The sequence below is a fragment of the Variovorax xiamenensis genome (assembly GCF_050916385.1).
Taxonomy (GTDB): Bacteria; Pseudomonadota; Gammaproteobacteria; order Burkholderiales; family Burkholderiaceae_C; genus Variovorax.
Map to the genome: position 1 here is coordinate 3,868,611 of NZ_CP139038.1, position 15,733 is coordinate 3,884,343.

19 protein-coding genes are annotated in these 15,733 nt (G+C 65.7%); 14 read left to right on the forward strand and 5 right to left on the reverse strand.

Features of this window, described 5'->3' with window-relative positions; translation table 11 throughout:
• Positions 1 to 24: 24 nt before the first annotated feature.
• Both clpS and icd read right to left on the reverse strand, forming a co-directional pair.
• A complete protein-coding gene (gene clpS / locus SFB74_RS17585) occupies positions 25 to 384 on the reverse strand; it encodes an ATP-dependent Clp protease adapter ClpS (protein WP_042674481.1) in 360 nt (119 codons plus the stop codon).
• A gap of 249 nt (positions 385 to 633) precedes the next feature.
• Positions 634 to 1,893, reverse strand: coding sequence for an NADP-dependent isocitrate dehydrogenase (gene icd, locus SFB74_RS17590; RefSeq protein ID WP_432725501.1), 1,260 nt, complete (start codon positions 1,891 to 1,893; stop codon positions 634 to 636).
• A 219-nt stretch (positions 1,894 to 2,112) separates the two neighbouring features.
• Here icd and SFB74_RS17595 point away from each other — a divergent pair, with 219 nt between their 5' ends.
• From SFB74_RS17595 to SFB74_RS17605, 3 genes are all read left to right on the forward strand, one after another.
• A complete protein-coding gene (locus SFB74_RS17595; protein WP_093194956.1) occupies positions 2,113 to 2,436 on the forward strand; it encodes a cell envelope biogenesis protein TolA in 324 nt (107 codons plus the stop codon).
• 153 nt (positions 2,437 to 2,589) lie between these two features.
• Entirely contained in the window at positions 2,590 to 2,787 is a 198-nt protein-coding gene (locus SFB74_RS17600) for a hypothetical protein (protein ID WP_301512367.1), read from the forward strand.
• 98 nt (positions 2,788 to 2,885) lie between these two features.
• Complete coding sequence (locus tag SFB74_RS17605) at positions 2,886 to 3,344, forward strand: DUF192 domain-containing protein (protein WP_432725502.1); 459 nt, start codon at positions 2,886 to 2,888, stop codon at positions 3,342 to 3,344.
• 68 nt (positions 3,345 to 3,412) lie between these two features.
• On the opposite strand, the gene SFB74_RS17610 is transcribed toward SFB74_RS17605, so the two are convergent.
• Together SFB74_RS17610 and xseA are read right to left on the reverse strand one after the other, a co-directional pair.
• Positions 3,413 to 3,994 (reverse strand): superoxide dismutase, encoded by a 582-nt coding sequence (locus SFB74_RS17610; RefSeq protein WP_432725503.1) that lies wholly within the window; start codon positions 3,992 to 3,994, stop codon positions 3,413 to 3,415.
• A 49-nt stretch (positions 3,995 to 4,043) separates the two neighbouring features.
• A complete protein-coding gene (xseA, locus tag SFB74_RS17615) occupies positions 4,044 to 5,357 on the reverse strand; it encodes an exodeoxyribonuclease VII large subunit (protein ID WP_432725505.1) in 1,314 nt (437 codons plus the stop codon).
• Between the two features lie 313 nt (positions 5,358 to 5,670).
• Here xseA and SFB74_RS17620 point away from each other — a divergent pair, with 313 nt between their 5' ends.
• From SFB74_RS17620 to adk, 6 genes are all read left to right on the forward strand, one after another.
• The gene (locus SFB74_RS17620; RefSeq protein ID WP_093202257.1) at positions 5,671 to 6,303 is read left to right on the forward strand and encodes a MotA/TolQ/ExbB proton channel family protein; all 633 of its coding nucleotides are present in this window, start codon (positions 5,671 to 5,673) and stop codon (positions 6,301 to 6,303) included.
• An 11-nt stretch (positions 6,304 to 6,314) separates the two neighbouring features.
• Positions 6,315 to 6,740 (forward strand): ExbD/TolR family protein, encoded by a 426-nt coding sequence (locus SFB74_RS17625; protein WP_432731959.1) that lies wholly within the window; start codon positions 6,315 to 6,317, stop codon positions 6,738 to 6,740.
• Positions 6,741 to 7,763 (forward strand): tetraacyldisaccharide 4'-kinase, encoded by a 1,023-nt coding sequence (gene lpxK, locus SFB74_RS17630; RefSeq protein WP_432725507.1) that lies wholly within the window; start codon positions 6,741 to 6,743, stop codon positions 7,761 to 7,763. It abuts the gene before it with no gap.
• On the forward strand, positions 7,744 to 7,926 hold the full coding sequence (locus tag SFB74_RS17635; RefSeq protein ID WP_007836935.1) for a Trm112 family protein: 183 nt from the start codon (positions 7,744 to 7,746) through the stop codon (positions 7,924 to 7,926). The genes lpxK and SFB74_RS17635 overlap by 20 nt, the downstream gene beginning before the upstream one ends.
• Positions 7,923 to 8,696, forward strand: a complete 774-nt coding sequence (gene kdsB / locus SFB74_RS17640; protein WP_432725508.1) for a 3-deoxy-manno-octulosonate cytidylyltransferase — start codon at positions 7,923 to 7,925, stop codon at positions 8,694 to 8,696. The genes SFB74_RS17635 and kdsB overlap by 4 nt, the downstream gene beginning before the upstream one ends.
• A 137-nt stretch (positions 8,697 to 8,833) precedes the next feature.
• Positions 8,834 to 9,490, forward strand: a complete 657-nt coding sequence (gene adk, locus SFB74_RS17645) for an adenylate kinase (protein WP_432725509.1) — start codon at positions 8,834 to 8,836, stop codon at positions 9,488 to 9,490.
• A gap of 49 nt (positions 9,491 to 9,539) precedes the next feature.
• Here adk and SFB74_RS17650 read toward each other — a convergent pair whose 3' ends face one another.
• Positions 9,540 to 10,505 carry an asparaginase gene (locus SFB74_RS17650; protein ID WP_432725511.1) on the reverse strand — a complete coding sequence of 322 codons (966 nt, stop codon included), beginning with the start codon at positions 10,503 to 10,505 and terminating at the stop codon, positions 9,540 to 9,542.
• 73 nt (positions 10,506 to 10,578) lie between these two features.
• Between SFB74_RS17650 and lexA the strand changes: the two genes are divergently transcribed.
• From lexA to SFB74_RS17675, 5 genes are all read left to right on the forward strand, one after another.
• Entirely contained in the window at positions 10,579 to 11,262 is a 684-nt protein-coding gene (gene lexA, locus SFB74_RS17655) for a transcriptional repressor LexA (RefSeq protein WP_013541704.1), read from the forward strand.
• A 138-nt stretch (positions 11,263 to 11,400) separates the two neighbouring features.
• Positions 11,401 to 11,772 carry a hypothetical protein gene (locus SFB74_RS17660; protein ID WP_432725513.1) on the forward strand — a complete coding sequence of 124 codons (372 nt, stop codon included), beginning with the start codon at positions 11,401 to 11,403 and terminating at the stop codon, positions 11,770 to 11,772.
• 101 nt (positions 11,773 to 11,873) lie between these two features.
• Positions 11,874 to 12,881: a D-2-hydroxyacid dehydrogenase family protein gene (locus SFB74_RS17665; RefSeq protein WP_093202278.1), complete on the forward strand. Its 1,008-nt coding sequence runs from the start codon at positions 11,874 to 11,876 to the stop codon at positions 12,879 to 12,881.
• Positions 12,878 to 14,035, forward strand: a complete 1,158-nt coding sequence (locus SFB74_RS17670; protein WP_432725514.1) for an MFS transporter — start codon at positions 12,878 to 12,880, stop codon at positions 14,033 to 14,035. Before SFB74_RS17665 ends, SFB74_RS17670 begins: the two co-directional genes overlap by 4 nt.
• 156 nt (positions 14,036 to 14,191) lie before the next feature.
• Complete coding sequence (locus SFB74_RS17675) at positions 14,192 to 15,712, forward strand: 3-hydroxyacyl-CoA dehydrogenase (RefSeq protein ID WP_432725515.1); 1,521 nt, start codon at positions 14,192 to 14,194, stop codon at positions 15,710 to 15,712.
• The last annotated feature ends 21 nt before the right edge of the window (positions 15,713 to 15,733 follow it).

The following is a 15,733-nucleotide window of genomic DNA, read 5'->3' on the forward strand; positions in this document are numbered from 1 at the left end:
TGGAGCTTGCGCAATTCAACTGGTTCATGCAACAGGTTCACTGACGCACTGCAGTGGATGCCCCGCCTGCTGGGCGGCTTCCATTACCTGGTTGACCTTGGTGGCGGCCATGTCGCGGGAATAGACCCCACAGACGCCCCGGCCATCGAGGTGGATCTTGAGCATGATCTGGGTCGCGGTTTCGCGGTCCTTGCTGAAATATTCCTGCAGCACGACGATCACGAACTCCATTGGCGTGTAGTCGTCGTTCAGCATCACCACCTGGTACATCTGGGGCGGCGCGGTTTTCTGCGGCCGGCGCTCCAGGACGACCGAATCTCCGTCATCTCCGGCCGGCTTCTGGGCCGGCGGAGTACTGGGAGTTTTTGGAATTCTCGTTGCCATGAAAATCATTCTATAGAGCGTGCAAGCGCCGTGCCGAGCAAAAAAACGTGGTGGCGCCTATCCGACAATTCAAGGGGTTTGCGGCGGTTGCGACAGTATTTCCACAGAGGTGCGCCGGCGAGGAGTTTTAGGCAAAAAAGCCGGTGAAACCCCGATTGAAGAAGCAATAAAAAGCCCTTGAATTCCTTCCGGAAGTTCAAGGGCTCGTCATGCCGTCGCCACGCCGCCGGGCGTTGCGGCGCGCAGCAATTACATGTTGTCGATCATGACCTGACCGAAGCCCGAGCAGCTCACCTGCGTCGCGCCGTCCATCAGGCGAGCGAAGTCGTACGTGACCTTCTTGCTGGCGATCGACTTTTCCATCGAGCTGATGATCAGGTCGGCGGCTTCCTTCCAGCCCATGTGGCGCAGCATCATTTCGGCGGAGAGGATCTCGGAACCAGGGTTCACGTAGTCCTTGCCTGCGTACTTGGGGGCCGTGCCGTGGGTCGCCTCGAACATGGCAACGGTATCGCTCAGGTTCGCGCCGGGGGCGATGCCGATGCCGCCGACCTGCGCGGCCAGGGCGTCGGACACATAGTCGCCATTGAGGTTGAGCGTGGCGATCACGCTGTACTCTGCGGGACGCAGCAGGATCTGTTGCAGGAACGCATCGGCGATGCTGTCCTTGACGGTAATTTCCTTGCCGGTCCTCGGGTTCTTGAACTTCATCCACGGACCGCCGTCGATCAGCTCGGCGCCGAATTCCTTGGCGGCCAGGCCGTAGCCCCAGTCACGGAAGCCACCTTCGGTGAACTTCATGATGTTGCCCTTGTGCACCAGGGTAACGCTGGGCTTGTCGTTGTCGATCGCGTACTGCAGCGCCTTGCGCACGAGACGCTCCGTGCCTTCCCTGGACACTGGCTTGACGCCGATGCCCGAGGTATTGGGAAAGCGGATCTTCTTGACGCCCATTTCGTCCTGCAGGAACTTGATGAGCTTCCTGGCCTTGTCGCTCTCGGCTTCGAATTCGATGCCTGCATAGATGTCTTCCGAGTTCTCGCGGAAGATCACCATGTTGGTCTTGTGCGGCTCGCGCACCGGGCTCGGAACGCCCTCGAAATACTGGATCGGACGCAGGCACACGTAGAGATCGAGTTCCTGGCGCAGCGCGACGTTCAGCGAACGGATGCCGCCGCCGACGGGCGTGGTCAGCGGACCCTTGATGGAAACCACGTAGTCGCGCACGGCGTGCAGCGTTTCCTCGGGAAGCCAGACGTCGGGGCCATAGACCTTGGTCGACTTCTCGCCAGCGTAGACCTCCATCCAGTGGATCTTCTTCTTGCCGCCGTAGGCCTTGGCAACCGCAGCGTCCACCACTTTCAGCATCACCGGCGTGATGTCCAGGCCGGTTCCGTCGCCCTCGATGAAAGGGATGATCGGTTGGTCAGGCACATTGAGCGAGTTGTCGGCGTTGACCGTGATCTTCTGGCCTTCGGTCGGGACTTTGATGTGCTGATAACTGGTCATGAGGGGGAGCGGCTCCGGGATTGACGTACTTTTGACAACTGTCAGCGAATTCAGACACGGCACGTATTCAGCTGTACAGCCGGCGAACAAATCGCTGTACATTTTAGACGCAACCCATCAGCAAGCGTTTGTCAACCGACGGGCCAATGGCCTCGTTAGTGGCTGACCTTCTGCTCGCCGGGAGGCGTTTCCAACCAATTCTCGATAGAGGAATCATCAATGAGCAAAATTCTCGCAGTCATGATCGCTGGCCTGTTCGCCGCTGGCGCCTACGCCCAGAACCCGGCCGGCACGACGCCCGAGCAAGGCAACGCCACCAATAGCAAGTCGCAGCAGCGCGCCGAAACCAAGAAGGCCGCCAAGCCCGCTGGCCAGGTCAAGGGCCCGGCTGGCGACGAAGCCAAGACCCCCGAAGGCGGCGCCATCGGTGCCGACAAGGCTGCTGCCTCTGGCGAGAAGCGTGCTGAAACCCGCGACCAGCGTCGTCGCAACAAGGACGGCAGCGTCAAGCGCAAGTCGACCCAAGGCGGCACCCCGAAGTAATTCGGCCGGCCCCATAAAAGAAGCGCTCTTCGGAGCGCTTTTTTTTCGCCTGCATCGGTCTCCTTGCTGTCAACCGCGCAGAACGGCCTTCGTTGAATGTCTACCTTCCGCAGGGAGGGCAATCCAGATCAACGAATTTCAAAGGATATGTTCATGAACAAGCTGCTCGCAGCCCTGGTCGCCGGTCTCTTCGCCGTCGGCGCTTTCGCTCAACAAGCCGAACCCACCACGGCTGCTCCCGCACCCGCTGCCAAGGCTGCCAAGCACGCTTCCGCCAAGAAGCACGCAGCCAAGAAGCACAAGGTTCGCCACGTGGCCAAGGCCCACACGGCCGCTGCCAAGAAGGTGTAAGCTTCCACGCTCACCGGCAATGCCCGCATCAGCGGGCATTTTTGTTTGTATTTTTTAATCCAGGCCGGGCCCTGGCCCCGCCCTGAAAGAGTCGTCCGATGCTCAAGCGTCTCGCCGCCCTGCTCCTGGTGTCCGCATCGTTCATGATGCCGGCGCATGCCCAGCAGCAACCCCAGACCGAACTGCCGCGCACGCAACTGTCGGTTGGCCTGTACAAGATCGACGCGCAGGTCGCGCAAACCCCTCTTCAACGTGAAATCGGCCTGATGTTCCGCAAGGAAATGCCCCAGGCCGAAGGCATGATCTTCGTGTTCGAGCAGCCCGCCACGCAGTGCTTCTGGATGCGCAACACGATCCTGCCGCTGACCGCCGCATTCGTCGCCGACGATGGCCGCATCGTCAACCTGGCCGACATGCAGCCGATGACCGAGAACACGCATTGCTCGCAGGAGCCGGTGCGCTACGTGCTCGAGATGAATCAGGGCTGGTTCGCCAAGAAGAACATCAAGAAGGGTGCCAAGCTCGGCGGCGAGCTGTTCGCAGCCGGCAAGCGCTGAACATCCACCGTCTATAGCCAACAAAAAAGCCGACCATGGGTCGGCTTTTTTGTTGAACGAATCCGGGATCAGCCGAAGTTCTTGGCGGCGAAGTCCCAGTTGACCAGCTTGGCCAGGAAGGTCTCGACGAACTTCGGGCGCAGGTTGCGGTAGTCGATGTAGTAGGCGTGCTCCCAGACGTCCACCGTCAGCAGCGCGGTGTCGGCGGTGGTCAGCGGCGTGCCGGCGGCGCCCGTGTTCACGATGTCCACCGAGCCGTCGGCCTTCTTCACCAGCCAAGTCCAACCCGAGCCGAAGTTGCCCACGGCCGACTTCACGAACGCTTCCTTGAAGGCGTCGTAGCTGCCCCACTTGGCTTCGATGGCCTTGGCCAGCGCGCCGGTGGGAGCGCCGCCGCCTTGGGGCTTCATGCAGCTCCAGAAGAAGGTGTGGTTCCAGATCTGGGCGGCGTTGTTGTAGATGCCGCCGCTGGACTTCTTGACGATCTCCTCGAGCGTCATCGACTCGAATTCGGTGCCCTTCTGCAGGTTGTTGAGGTTCACCACGTAGGCGTTGTGGTGCTTGCCGTAGTGGTACTCGAGGGTTTCCTTCGAATACTCGGGCGCCAGCGCGTCCAGGGCGTACGGCAGGGGTGGGAGCACATGTTCCATGGTTTTTTCTCGTGGGTTGGTTGTGGGAATGAAGGATTCTAGGAAGTAATTATTGAGGTGACGTCGGACGTGTTCCCGTCGCGCCGCCCGGCGTGACGGTCAGGTCGACTTCGCCATCGGCGAGACGCGCCTTCACCGCATCGCCAGGCGCAAGTTGCGTTGCGCTGACGATCGCATGACCGTCTGTATCGGTCAGCCACGCATAGCCGCGTTGCAAGACCAGTGCCGGATCGAGCAACCGCATGCGCAAGGCCACGCGCTCCAGCCGATCGCGCCGCTGCACCACCGCGCGCCCGAGCTTCTGAGGAAAGTCGGCCGCAATCAAACGCGGCGCCTGCGTCAGGCGCTCCCTCCTGGCCAGCACCGTATAGCGAAGGCGCTGCGCATGGTGCGCCAGACGCAACTGCTGGCGCGTCACAAGACCCGAAGGGCGGCCGAGGCGCCCCGCCGCCTGGTCCAGGCGCTGCCCGAGCACGTCGAGACGCGCGCCCAGCGCATCGCCCAGCCGCTCGTCGATGAGGTCGAGCGCGCCCAGCCACACATCGCGTGGCGCACTCACCAGTTCCGCAGCGGCTGTGGGCGTGGGAGCACGCAGGTCGGCGCAGAAGTCGGCGATGGTGAAGTCGGTTTCGTGCCCTACGCCGCTGACCAGCGGCACCGGACTGCGCACGATGGTGCGCGCCAGCGTCTCGTCGTTGAAGGCCCAGAGGTCTTCGATGGAGCCGCCGCCGCGCACCAGAAGGATCACGTCGACGGCAGGCGTGAGCTCATAAAGCGACAGCAGCGCCCGCACCAGTTCGCCTGGTGCGTTGGCCCCCTGCACGGCGGCCGGGGCAAGTACAACCGGAATATGCGGAACGCGCCTTCGCAGTGCCGTAACCACGTCGTGCAACGCGGCCGCCCCGAGCGAAGTGACGATGCCGATCGAGCGCGGCATGGTCGGCAGCGCCCGCTTGCGTGCCGGATCGAACAGGCCCTCGGCCTCCAGGCGCGCCTTGCGCTGCAGGAACTGTTCGAACAAAGCGCCCTGCCCGGCCCGTCGCAGGCTCTCGACCACCAGCTGCAGATCGCCGCGAGGCTCGTAGACGGCGAGGCGCCCGCGCACCTCCACCTGGTCGCCATCGCGCGGCGAAAAATCGAGCAGGCTGGCGGCCCGGCGGAACATCGCGCAGCGCAGCTGGCCGGATTCGTCCTTGAGCGCGAAGTAACAATGTCCGCTCGAGGCGCGCGAAAAACCGGAAATCTCGCCGCGCACGGACACCGGGTTGAAACGCGCGTCGAGCGCGTCCGCCACCGCGCGGCACAAGGCGCCGACAGCCCACACGCGCGGCCCTGGCGCGGAATTCGGTTCACGCAAGTTCACAAAGTGCACGCTCGGCCGGATGCCACTCTTCCACAACGGGCGGCACGATCCCGGCTTTCAGCCCTCGGGGCGAGACAGGCGCACGGTTTCTCGTGCAACCTGTTGATTTCATTGAAAAAAGTGCTGCTCAAAATTCAGTCGATCCAGCGAAAAGGCCGTCCCATGCGGGTCCGGACGCGTTGCGCAGCGGGTTAATCACAAAGTTATCCACAGAATCTGTGCGTCCTTGCTGACACAAAAACAAGGCGCGTGACGATGGTGGGCTCAGTGGATAATCGCCGCGCATTTGCAGTCTACGGGCCGGAGGATTTTCTTGTTTTCCATCATAGTTGCCGCGGGTTGGCCGATCTGGCCCTTGCTCGCTTGTTCGGTCATTGCGCTCGCGCTGGTTATAGAACGTTTCACGAGTCTCAAGACCGTGAGGGTACTGCCGCCGAAGCTGCTCGACGAAACCATCACCGCGTCGCACGGAGCCATTCCCGGCCCGGATGTCGTGACCAAACTCGAACGCAACTCGATGCTCGGCCAGGTGCTGGCCGCCGGCCTGCGCGCGCTGAACGCCAATCCGCGCTGCACCGAAGACGACCTGCGCGCCGCCATGGAGGCCTCGGGCCGTACCGTGGCGCACAAGCTCGAACGCTACCTGCCGGCGCTGGCCACCATCGCATCCGCCGCCCCGCTGCTGGGGCTCCTGGGCACCGTGATCGGCATGATCGAAATCTTCGGCTCACAGTCGCCGGGCAGCGGCGCGGTGGGTTCGGGCAACCCGGCGCAACTGGCGCACGGCATCTCGATCGCGCTCTACAACACCGCCTTCGGCCTGATCGTCGCCATTCCGACGCTGATCTTCTGGCGCTATTTCCGCAGCCGGGTCGACGAGTACCTGCTGAATCTCGAACTCTCCGGCGAGCGCTTCGCCCGTCATCTCAACGCCCTGCGCAAATGAGCCGCGCCCGCATGCAGTTCCGCCACGGCGCGCGCGACGAGCCGGAGATCAACCTGATCCCGTTCATCGACGTGCTGCTGGTGATCCTGATCTTCCTGATGCTGTCGACCACCTACAGCAAGTTCACCGAGATGCAACTGCGGCTGCCCACGGCGGACGTCGATGCGCAGCGCGACTATCCGAAGGAAGTGATCGTCGCGGTGTCGGCCGACGGCCGATATTCGGTCAACAAGAACGCGGTGGCCGACCGCAGCGTGGAAAGCGTGACGGCTGCCCTGGCCGCCGCGGCCACCGGCGGCAAGGACAGCGTGGTGATCATCAGCGCCGACGCGACCAGCCCGCACCAGGCCGTGGTGACGGTGATGGAAGCCGCGCGTCGAGCCGGCCTGATGCAGATCACCTTCGCGGCCCAGTCGACGGCGCAAGCCGGGCACTGAGTGCCTTCAGATAGCGGCAGCAACGTCGGCAATACGGGTTCGCGCCTGCAGGACGCCTGGCTGCATCGCGGCCTCCTGGCCTGCCTGCTGTGGCCGCTGTCGCTCGTCTATGCCGCGCTGTTCGCGGTGCGCGGCCTGCTCTATCGCTTGGGATGGCTGAAGACCGAGCGCGTGCGCGTGCCGGTGATCGTGGTCGGCAACGTGATCGCGGGTGGTGCCGGCAAGACGCCGGTCGTGATGGCCGTCGTGCGGCATCTTCAAGCACGGGGAATTCGGGTAGGCGTGGTGTCGCGCGGCTACGGTCGCCGCACCGATGATTGCCGCGAAGTGCTCGGCGACAGCGATCCGCGCGACGTGGGCGACGAGCCCGCGCTGATTCACCATGCCACCGGAGCGCCGGTTTTCGTGGCGCGCCGGCGCATCGACGCCGCGCGCGCACTGCTCGAGCGGCACCCGGCCACGCAGGTCATCGTCAGCGACGACGGATTGCAGCATCTGGCGCTCGGTCGCGACATCGAGATCTGCGTGTTCGACGACCGGGGCATCGGCAACGGCTGGCGACTGCCCGCGGGCCCGCTGCGCGAAGCCTGGCCGCGACGCTGCGACCTGGTGCTGCACAGTGGATCGCGGCCGGCTTTCGCGCAGGGCCATACTGCCACCCGGACCCTTGCGGACAACGCCTTGGGCAACGACGGAAGACGCGTACCGTTGGTCTCATTGGCGGGCCGCCCCTTGACCGCATTGGCGGCGATTGCACGACCCGAAGCCTTCTTCGAGATGCTCCGCGCCCGCGGCCTGACGCTCGCCGACACCATCGCGCTGCCCGATCACTTCGATTTCGAGAGCTGGCAACGCCCATCCGGCACGGACAAGACCCTCGTCTGCACCGAAAAGGACGCCGTCAAGCTCTGGCGCAAGGCTCCCGACGCCCTGGCCGTGCCGCTGGAGTTCACGCCGTCCGCGGAATTCTTCGCCGCGCTCGACGCAAAGCTATCATCGCTCGATGGATACCAAGCTGCTTGAATTGCTCGTCTGCCCCGTCACCAAGGGGCCGCTGACCTGGAACCCCGAGAAGCAGGAGTTGTGCTCGCGCAGCGCCCGTCTGGCGTATCCGGTGCGCGACGGCATTCCGGTACTGCTCGAGAACGAGGCACGCACGCTCTCCGACGAAGAGCTCGGGCTGTGAGCTTCACCGTTCTGGTTCCGGCGCGGCTGGCCTCGACCCGCCTTCCCAACAAACCCCTGGCCGACATCGCCGGCGTGCCCATGGTGGTGCGCGTGGCGCAGCGGGCCAGCGAATCCGGCGCGGCGCGCGTGGTAGTCGCCGGCGACGATCCATCCATCGTCGAGGCCTGCAAGGCGCATGGCGTCGAGGTCGTCCTGACGCGCCAGGATCATCCCAGCGGCACCGACCGGCTGGCCGAAGCCTGCGAACAGCTTGGCCTCGATGGCGACGACATCGTCGTCAACGTTCAGGGCGACGAGCCGCTGATCGACCCGGCACTGATCGATGCCGTGGCTTCCACGCTGGCCACGCACGCCGAAGCGGCAATGAGCACCGCGGCCCACGAGATCGACTCGGTCGCCGACTTCATGAACCCCAACGTGGTGAAGGTCGTGCTCGACGCGCAGGGCAACGCGATGTATTTCAGCCGCGCGCCGATCCCTTGGTGGCGCGACGGCTCCGCCAGCGGCGCGGCACCTGCCGTGCTGGCTGCCGCCCCCGCCCCTCTGCGCCACATCGGAATCTACGGTTACCGCGCCGGCTTCGTGCGTCGCTTTCCCTCGCTGCCCCCGGCGCCCGTCGAGGCGACGGAGGCGCTCGAACAGCTGCGCGCCCTGTGGCACGGCCATCGCATCGCGGTGCATGTGAGCCACGTCGCACCGGGCCCCGGCATCGATACGCCCGAGGACCTGGCGCGCGTGTGCGCGGTCTTCGCGACCGCCGGAGCCTGAGCCCGGGCGTCTCCCCGGCTACAGGCAGCGGGATTTCCCCGAGGGCACGCATGCTATCCTCGAAGCAACTCCGCCCAGCCCAGCCATGGGGCCGATGCTCGGCGCGACACAAAATCTAAGAACCGTCCGAGGACACCATGAGACTAATTTTGCTGGGCGCGCCCGGGGCGGGCAAAGGCACGCAAGCGGCCTTCATTTGCCAGAAATACAGCATTCCCCAGATTTCGACCGGCGACATGCTGCGTGCAGCCGTCAAGGCAGGCACGCCGCTCGGACTGCAGGCCAAGGCCGTCATGGACGCCGGCGCCCTAGTCAGCGACGACCTGATCATCAATCTCGTGAAGGAGCGCATTGCGCAGCCCGATTGCGCCAGCGGCTTCCTGTTCGACGGCTTCCCCCGCACCATTCCCCAGGCCGACGCCATGAAGGCAGCCGGCGTCAAGCTCGACTACGTGCTCGAGATCGACGTGCCCTTCGGCGACATCATCGAGCGCATGAGCGGCCGCCGCTCGCACCCGGCTTCGGGCCGCACCTATCACGTGAAGTTCAACCCGCCCAAGGTGGAAGGCAAGGACGACGTGACCGGCGAGGACCTGATCCAGCGCGAGGACGACAAGGAAGAAACCGTTCGCAAACGGCTCGACGTGTACAGCCAGCAGACGCGTCCGCTGGTCGACTACTACTCGGCCTGGGCCAAGGCCGATCCGGTCGCCGCGCCCAAGTACCGCGCCATCAAGGGTGTGGGCACTGTTGATGAGATCACGCAGCGTGCATTGGCTGCACTGAGCAGCTGACGACCCGACGCCCCGATCAACCGCCCCTTCGACAGGGGCGGTTTTGTTTTCACCCCAGCAGTTCCAGCACCAGCGCGATGCGCGCCTTCACGGGCGTCAGTGCGCCTGCATCGCGAAGCAGGTCGCCGGCCTTCGGCAGGATGCGCCCGCTCGAGCAGCGCGTGGCGCGGAGCACGGCGATCCCGGCTTTCTGCGCCTTGAGCGCTGCGGCCTCCAGCGCGTGATGCAGCGTGCCGTTGCCGGTGGTCGCAAGCACCAGTCCGCGCACCGGGTCTTCCCCGCCTGCCTGAAGCAGCGCATCGATCACAGCGCCGCTGGCGCCGGCATGGCTCATCACGATCTCGACCCGAGGCCATTGCACTTCAACCGTCTCGAAGAGCTTTGCTACCGGCAGGGCCCCGCCCTGCGGCCACGAACGAACGAGGCGAACCTCGCCCTCCTCCACGTAGCCCACGGGCCCCGCATCACCTGACGCGAAGGCATCGAGCCGATAGGTGTGAACCTTCTGGATGTCGACGCCGGCATGAATCGCCCCGGCGCACACCACCGTGACACCGCGCGCGCCCTGCGTCACGGCGACGCTGATCGCGTCGCGCACGTTCTGCGGCCCGTCCGGCGACAGCGCGCTGGCAGGTCGCATCGCACAAGTCAGCACGACAGGCTTCGACGGCACCAGCACCGAGTGCAGGAAGAACGCGGTTTCCTCGATCGTGTCGGTGCCGTGCGTGATCACCACGCCCGCCACGTCGGCCTGTGCCAGCCAGTGCGCACAGCGTCGGGCCAGTTGTTGCCAGATGTCGAAGGACATGTCCTTGCTGTCGACCTGCGCGACCTGCTCGGCTTCCAGCATCACGCCTTCGGGCGCCTCGATGCCGCCCAGCAGGTCGGCCACGCCCACCTGCGCGGCGGTGTAGCCGATGTTGTCGTCACTGCTGGCCGCACGGCCCGCAATGGTGCCGCCGGTGCCGAGGACCACCACGCGGCGCGGCAGTTCGGACAAAGAGGAATTGACCATGTCTTGTCAACTTCTAAAAACTGGTTAAAAATACAGGCACTGGATATCCAACCAGTGCCGCAAGGAACCACACATGCAGTTCGCCGTGAAGCTTACAGCCCGCCAGCAGCAGATCCTGGACCTGATCCAGAGCGCCATCGCACGCACCGGTGCGCCACCCACGCGCGCCGAAATCGCCAACGAGCTCGGGTTCAAGTCGGCCAATGCCGCCGAAGAGCACCTGCAGGCGCTGGCGCGCAAGGGCGTCATCGAACTTGTCAGCGGTACTTCCCGCGGCATCCGCCTCAAGGGCGACGCGCTGCGCTCGCTCAACGAAACGCGCCATCGCGAAGGCGGCCAGTTCTCCCTCTCCCTGCCCGGCATGGCCCAGCTGGCGCTGCCGCTCATCGGTCGCGTTGCAGCCGGCTCGCCCATCCTGGCGCAAGAACACGTCGACCAGACCTACTACGTCGAGAACACGCTGTTCCAGCGCCAGCCCGACTACCTGCTCAAAGTGCGCGGCATGTCGATGCGCGACGCCGGCATCATGGACGGCGACCTGCTTGCCGTGCAGGCCACCAAGGAAGCGCGCAACGGCCAGATCGTGGTCGCCCGGCTCGGCGACGAGGTGACCGTCAAGCGCCTGAAGCGCAACAAGCAGGTCATCGAGCTGCATGCCGAGAACCCCGACTACCCGACCATCATCGTGCAGCCGGGCGAGCCTTTCGAAATCGAAGGCCTCGCTGTCGGCCTCATCCGGAACACCATGCTGATGTAGGCCCGAGCAGCCTGCTTTCCACAGCACCCATCCGGCAGTGACAGGTGGCGGGCGTATGGCGAAGAGTCGCCATCACCCTGTCGCGGCCGATTCAAGAAATCCTGCCTGTGTTCAACCTCATACTTTCTTGGAGTTCACATGGGAATCGCCCTCCTCGCCATCGCCGACATCTGGATGCCGCTGCAATCGCTGGCCAACCGCCTGATGCCGGCACGCCGTGCGCATCGTGGCCACCTCGACGCCGAGTCCTCGGCAGGACTGCGCTACGTGGCAGTGCGCCCCGCTTGTACCGCCCGTTCAGGCGGTGTCGCGCCTTCTGAAACAGCCGCTGCACCGGCGCGCCCTCTGCGCGTGGTCCGGGTGGTCGACGGCAAGGGCCAGCAGCGCAGTGCCAACCGCGTAGTCATCTCCGGCCGCATGGCCGACGTCTGCGCCGAACTCGACCGCCTGGCCGCGCTGGAAGCCGCGGAAACCATGGCCACGGCCCCGCGCTCCACACGCCTGCATTGAGCCCGAACTGGGTCCGAAACCGCCCTGCAAGCGGGCGCAGGGCGGGTATCCAAACGTTCGCCGGCGCGACATTCCAATGCTGCGAGGCACAATGGCGTGCCATGAACATTGTGATCCTCGACGATTACCAGGACGCCGTGCGCAAGCTGCGCTGCGCTTCGAAGCTGGATGCATACGCGGCCAAGGTCTATACCAACACGGTGAAAGGCATTGGCCAGTTGTCAGTTCGCCTCAAGGACGCCGACGTGATCGTGCTGATCCGCGAGCGCACCCAGATCTCGCGCCAGCTCATCGAGAAGCTGCCGAAGCTCAAGCTCATATCCCAGACCGGGCGCGTCGCTGGACACATCGACGTGGCAGCCTGCACCGAGCGCGGCGTGGCCGTGGCAGAGGGCTCCGGCTCTCCGCAGGCGCCTGCCGAGCTCACCTGGGCGCTCATCATGGCCGCCATGCGCCGGCTGCCGCAGTACATCAGCAATCTCAAGCATGGCGCCTGGCAGCAGTCGGGGCTCAAGTCGGCCTCGATGCCGCCCAACTTCGGCATCGGCTCGGTGCTCAAGGGCAAGACGCTGTGCATCTGGGGCTACGGCCGCATCGGCCAACTGGTCGCGCGCTATGGGCAGGCCTTCGGCATGCAGGTCGTGATCTGGGGCCGTGAGGCCAGCTGCGCCAAGGCGCGCTCCGACGGCTTCCAGGTTGCGCAGAACCGCCACGAGTTCTTCGCCGCCGCCGACGTGCTGTCGGTGCACCTGCGGCTCAACGAGGAAACCAACGGCCTCATCACGCTGGAAGACCTCTCGCGCATGAAGCCGACAGCCCTGTTCGTGAACACCTCGCGCGCCGAGCTGGTCGAGGCCGACGCACTGCTCGCCGCCCTCAACCGCGGCCGCCCCGGACTCGCGGCCGTCGACGTGTTCGAGAGCGAGCCGCCGCTGCAAGGCCACGCGCTGCTGCGCCTGGAGAACTGCATCTGCACGCCGCACATCGGCTACGTCGAGCAGGAAAGCTACGAGAGCTACTTCGGCCAGGCCTTCGACAATGTCGTGAGCTACATCAACGGCAATCCCACGAACATCGTGAATCCCGGCGCGCTGCAGGTCCGCCGGTGAGCCGGCCGGCGCCACAGAGAGCGCTCTGGGCGCTGCTTGCCGGCAATTTCGTGATCGGCACGGGCGTGATGGTCGTGCCCGGCACGCTCAACGAGATCAGCGCTTCTCTCTCCGTCACCGCAGCCACCGCGGGACAGCTCATCACCGCCGCAGCAGCGGTGATGTGCATTGGCGCACCGTTGCTGGCTGCAGCCGTCGCTGGCTGGGACCGCCGGCAGCTTCTCGCCCTCACCCTGCTCTGGTACGCCGCCGGCCATGTTCTCTGCGCTCTGATGCCGAGCTTCGCCGCCCTGCTGCCGGTGCGCATGCTCACGGTGATCGCGCCGGCCATCTTCACGCCACAGGCTGCCGCCTGCGCAGGCCTGCTCGTGCCGCCCGAGCATCGCGGACGTGCCGTCACCTTCGTCTTTCTCGGCTGGTCGATGGCCTCCGTGCTCGGCCTGCCCATCGGTGCGCTGATCGGTGGGCACCTGGGCTGGCGCATGGCCTTCGTGGCCATTGCGGCGCTCAGTGTCGCAAGCGCGACAGCGGTCTGGCTCACCTTGCCGAATGGCATCCGCCCCGCCGCGCTGACCGCCGCAGCCTGGTCGCGCGTGCTGCGCAGCCCGGTGCTGATGGGCATCGTCTCGGTCACGGCGCTGCAGGGCGCCGGCCAGTTCGTGCTGTTCAGCTACTTCGGCCCGATCCTCAAGCAGAGCTTCGGCGCCGACGCCACCACGCTGAGCGCGATGTGGGCACTGTTCGGTGCCTGCGGACTGGTCGGCAACATGGTGGTCAGCCGGTACATCGACCGCGTGGGCGCCGGCCGCATGGTGCTGATCACGACGGTGCTGATCGCCGCGAGCCTGCTGCTGTGGCCGCTGGCTTCCACCTTGGCCTGGCTTGCGGTGGTGCTCGTGCCATGGGGCCTGGGCTGCTTCGCCACCAATTCGGCCCAGCAGGCCCGTCTGGTGGGCCTGGCGCCCACGCTCGCGCCGGGCTCGGTGGCGCTCAACAGCTCCGGCATCTACACCGGGCAGGCCGTGGGCGCGGCGCTGGGCGGCTGGCTGCTCGCCAACGACGCCAGTGCATGGATGAGCTGGGTCGGCCTCGGCCTGGTGCTGGTCGCCATCTCGCTGAGCATGGCCATCGACCGCAGCCGCCGTGCGCCCTGAAAGCGCGCCCCCGCGTAAAACCCGTCACGCCCCATCCGCGCGGGACTGCAAAATCGGAGTCTTCGACAGCAACGGCAGCATCCGCGGGTGCTGCTCCCGCGTCGACGCCTGCGTGGCAGGCCCGGATACCACCCAACCAGTGAAAATCTCCAGCAAATGACAGTGAACTACTCCCGAATCGGCGTCGTCGGCGCCGGAGCCATGGGCCGCGGCATCGCGCAGATCGCCGCACAGGCGGGCAGCGAAGTGCTGCTGCTCGACAGCTTCGCGGGCGCCGCCGAGCGCGGCCGCGAGGCTCTCTCGGCCCAATGGAACAAGCTGCACGAGAAGAACAAGATCGATGCCGCCACGCGCGATGCGTACATCGCCCGCGTGAAGGCGGTCGATTCGATCCAGGCACTGGCGGGCTGCGATCTGGTGGTCGAGGCCATCGTCGAAGACCTGGAAGTCAAGCGCAAGCTCTTCCGCGAGCTCGAGGGCGTGGTGGCCGAGACCGCCACGCTGGTCACCAATACTTCCTCCCTCTCGGTGACGGCCATCGCGGCCGGGCTCAAGCACCCCGAACGCATTGCCGGCTTCCACTTCTTCAACCCTGTGCCGCTGATGAAGGTGGTCGAGGTAGTCGCGGGCTTCAAGACCGCGCCCGAGGTCTGCAAGCAGCTTGCGGGCTACGCCACGCAGATGGGCCACAGCGCCGTACAGGCACAGGACACGCCCGGCTTCATCGTCAACCACGCGGGCCGCGGCTACGGTACCGAGGCGCTGCGCATCGTGGGCGAAGGCGTGGCCGACTTCGCGACCGTCGACCGCATCCTCAAGGACCAGGCCGGCTTCCGGCTCGGCCCCTTCGAGCTGCTGGACCTGACGGCGCTCGACGTGTCGCACCCGGTGATGGAGTCGATCTACCACCAGTACTTCGAGGAGCCGCGCTTCCGCCCCAGCGTCATCACCGCGCAGCGCCTGGCCGCCGGTGCACTGGGCCGCAAGACCAACGAAGGCTTCTACCGCTACAACGACGGCGTGATGCAGCAGGTGCCCGAGGCGCCCGCGCCGCTGGTCGAGGGCACGCCCTCGGTTTGGGTGTCGCCGCGTGCCGCACGCCGCGCCGAGCTGCTGCGCCTCGTGAACACGCTGGGCGCGCAGATCGACAGCGGCGCCACTGCCGCGCCGCATTCGCTGATCCTGGTCGCACCGCTCGGCTTCGACGTGACCACTGTGGCCGCCGTCGAGCGCCTGGACGCCACGCGCACCGTCGGCATCGACATGATGATCGACGACGCCGCCACCAAGCGCCGCGTGCTCGCCACCAACCCGGCCACGCGCCGCGACATCCGCGACGCGGCACACGCCCTCTTCGCACGCGACGGCAAGGCCGTGAGCGTGATCCGCGACAGCGGCGGCTTCGTCACTCAGCGCGTGATCGGCACCATCGTCAACATCGCCGCCGACATGTGCCAGCAGCGCGTGTGCACGCCGGCCGACCTCGAGACCGCCGTGCAGCTGGGCCTGGGCTACCCGCGCGGCCCGCTCGCCATGGGCAACCTCTACGGCCCGACCAACATGCTCGAGGTGCTGTTCAACCTGCAGACGGTGTACGGCGACCCGCGCTATCGCCCGAGCCCGTGGCTGCGCCGCCGCGGCGCGCTGGGCCTGAGCCTGCTGCACGAAGAAGAATGACGACGGAATAAGCGACGGACA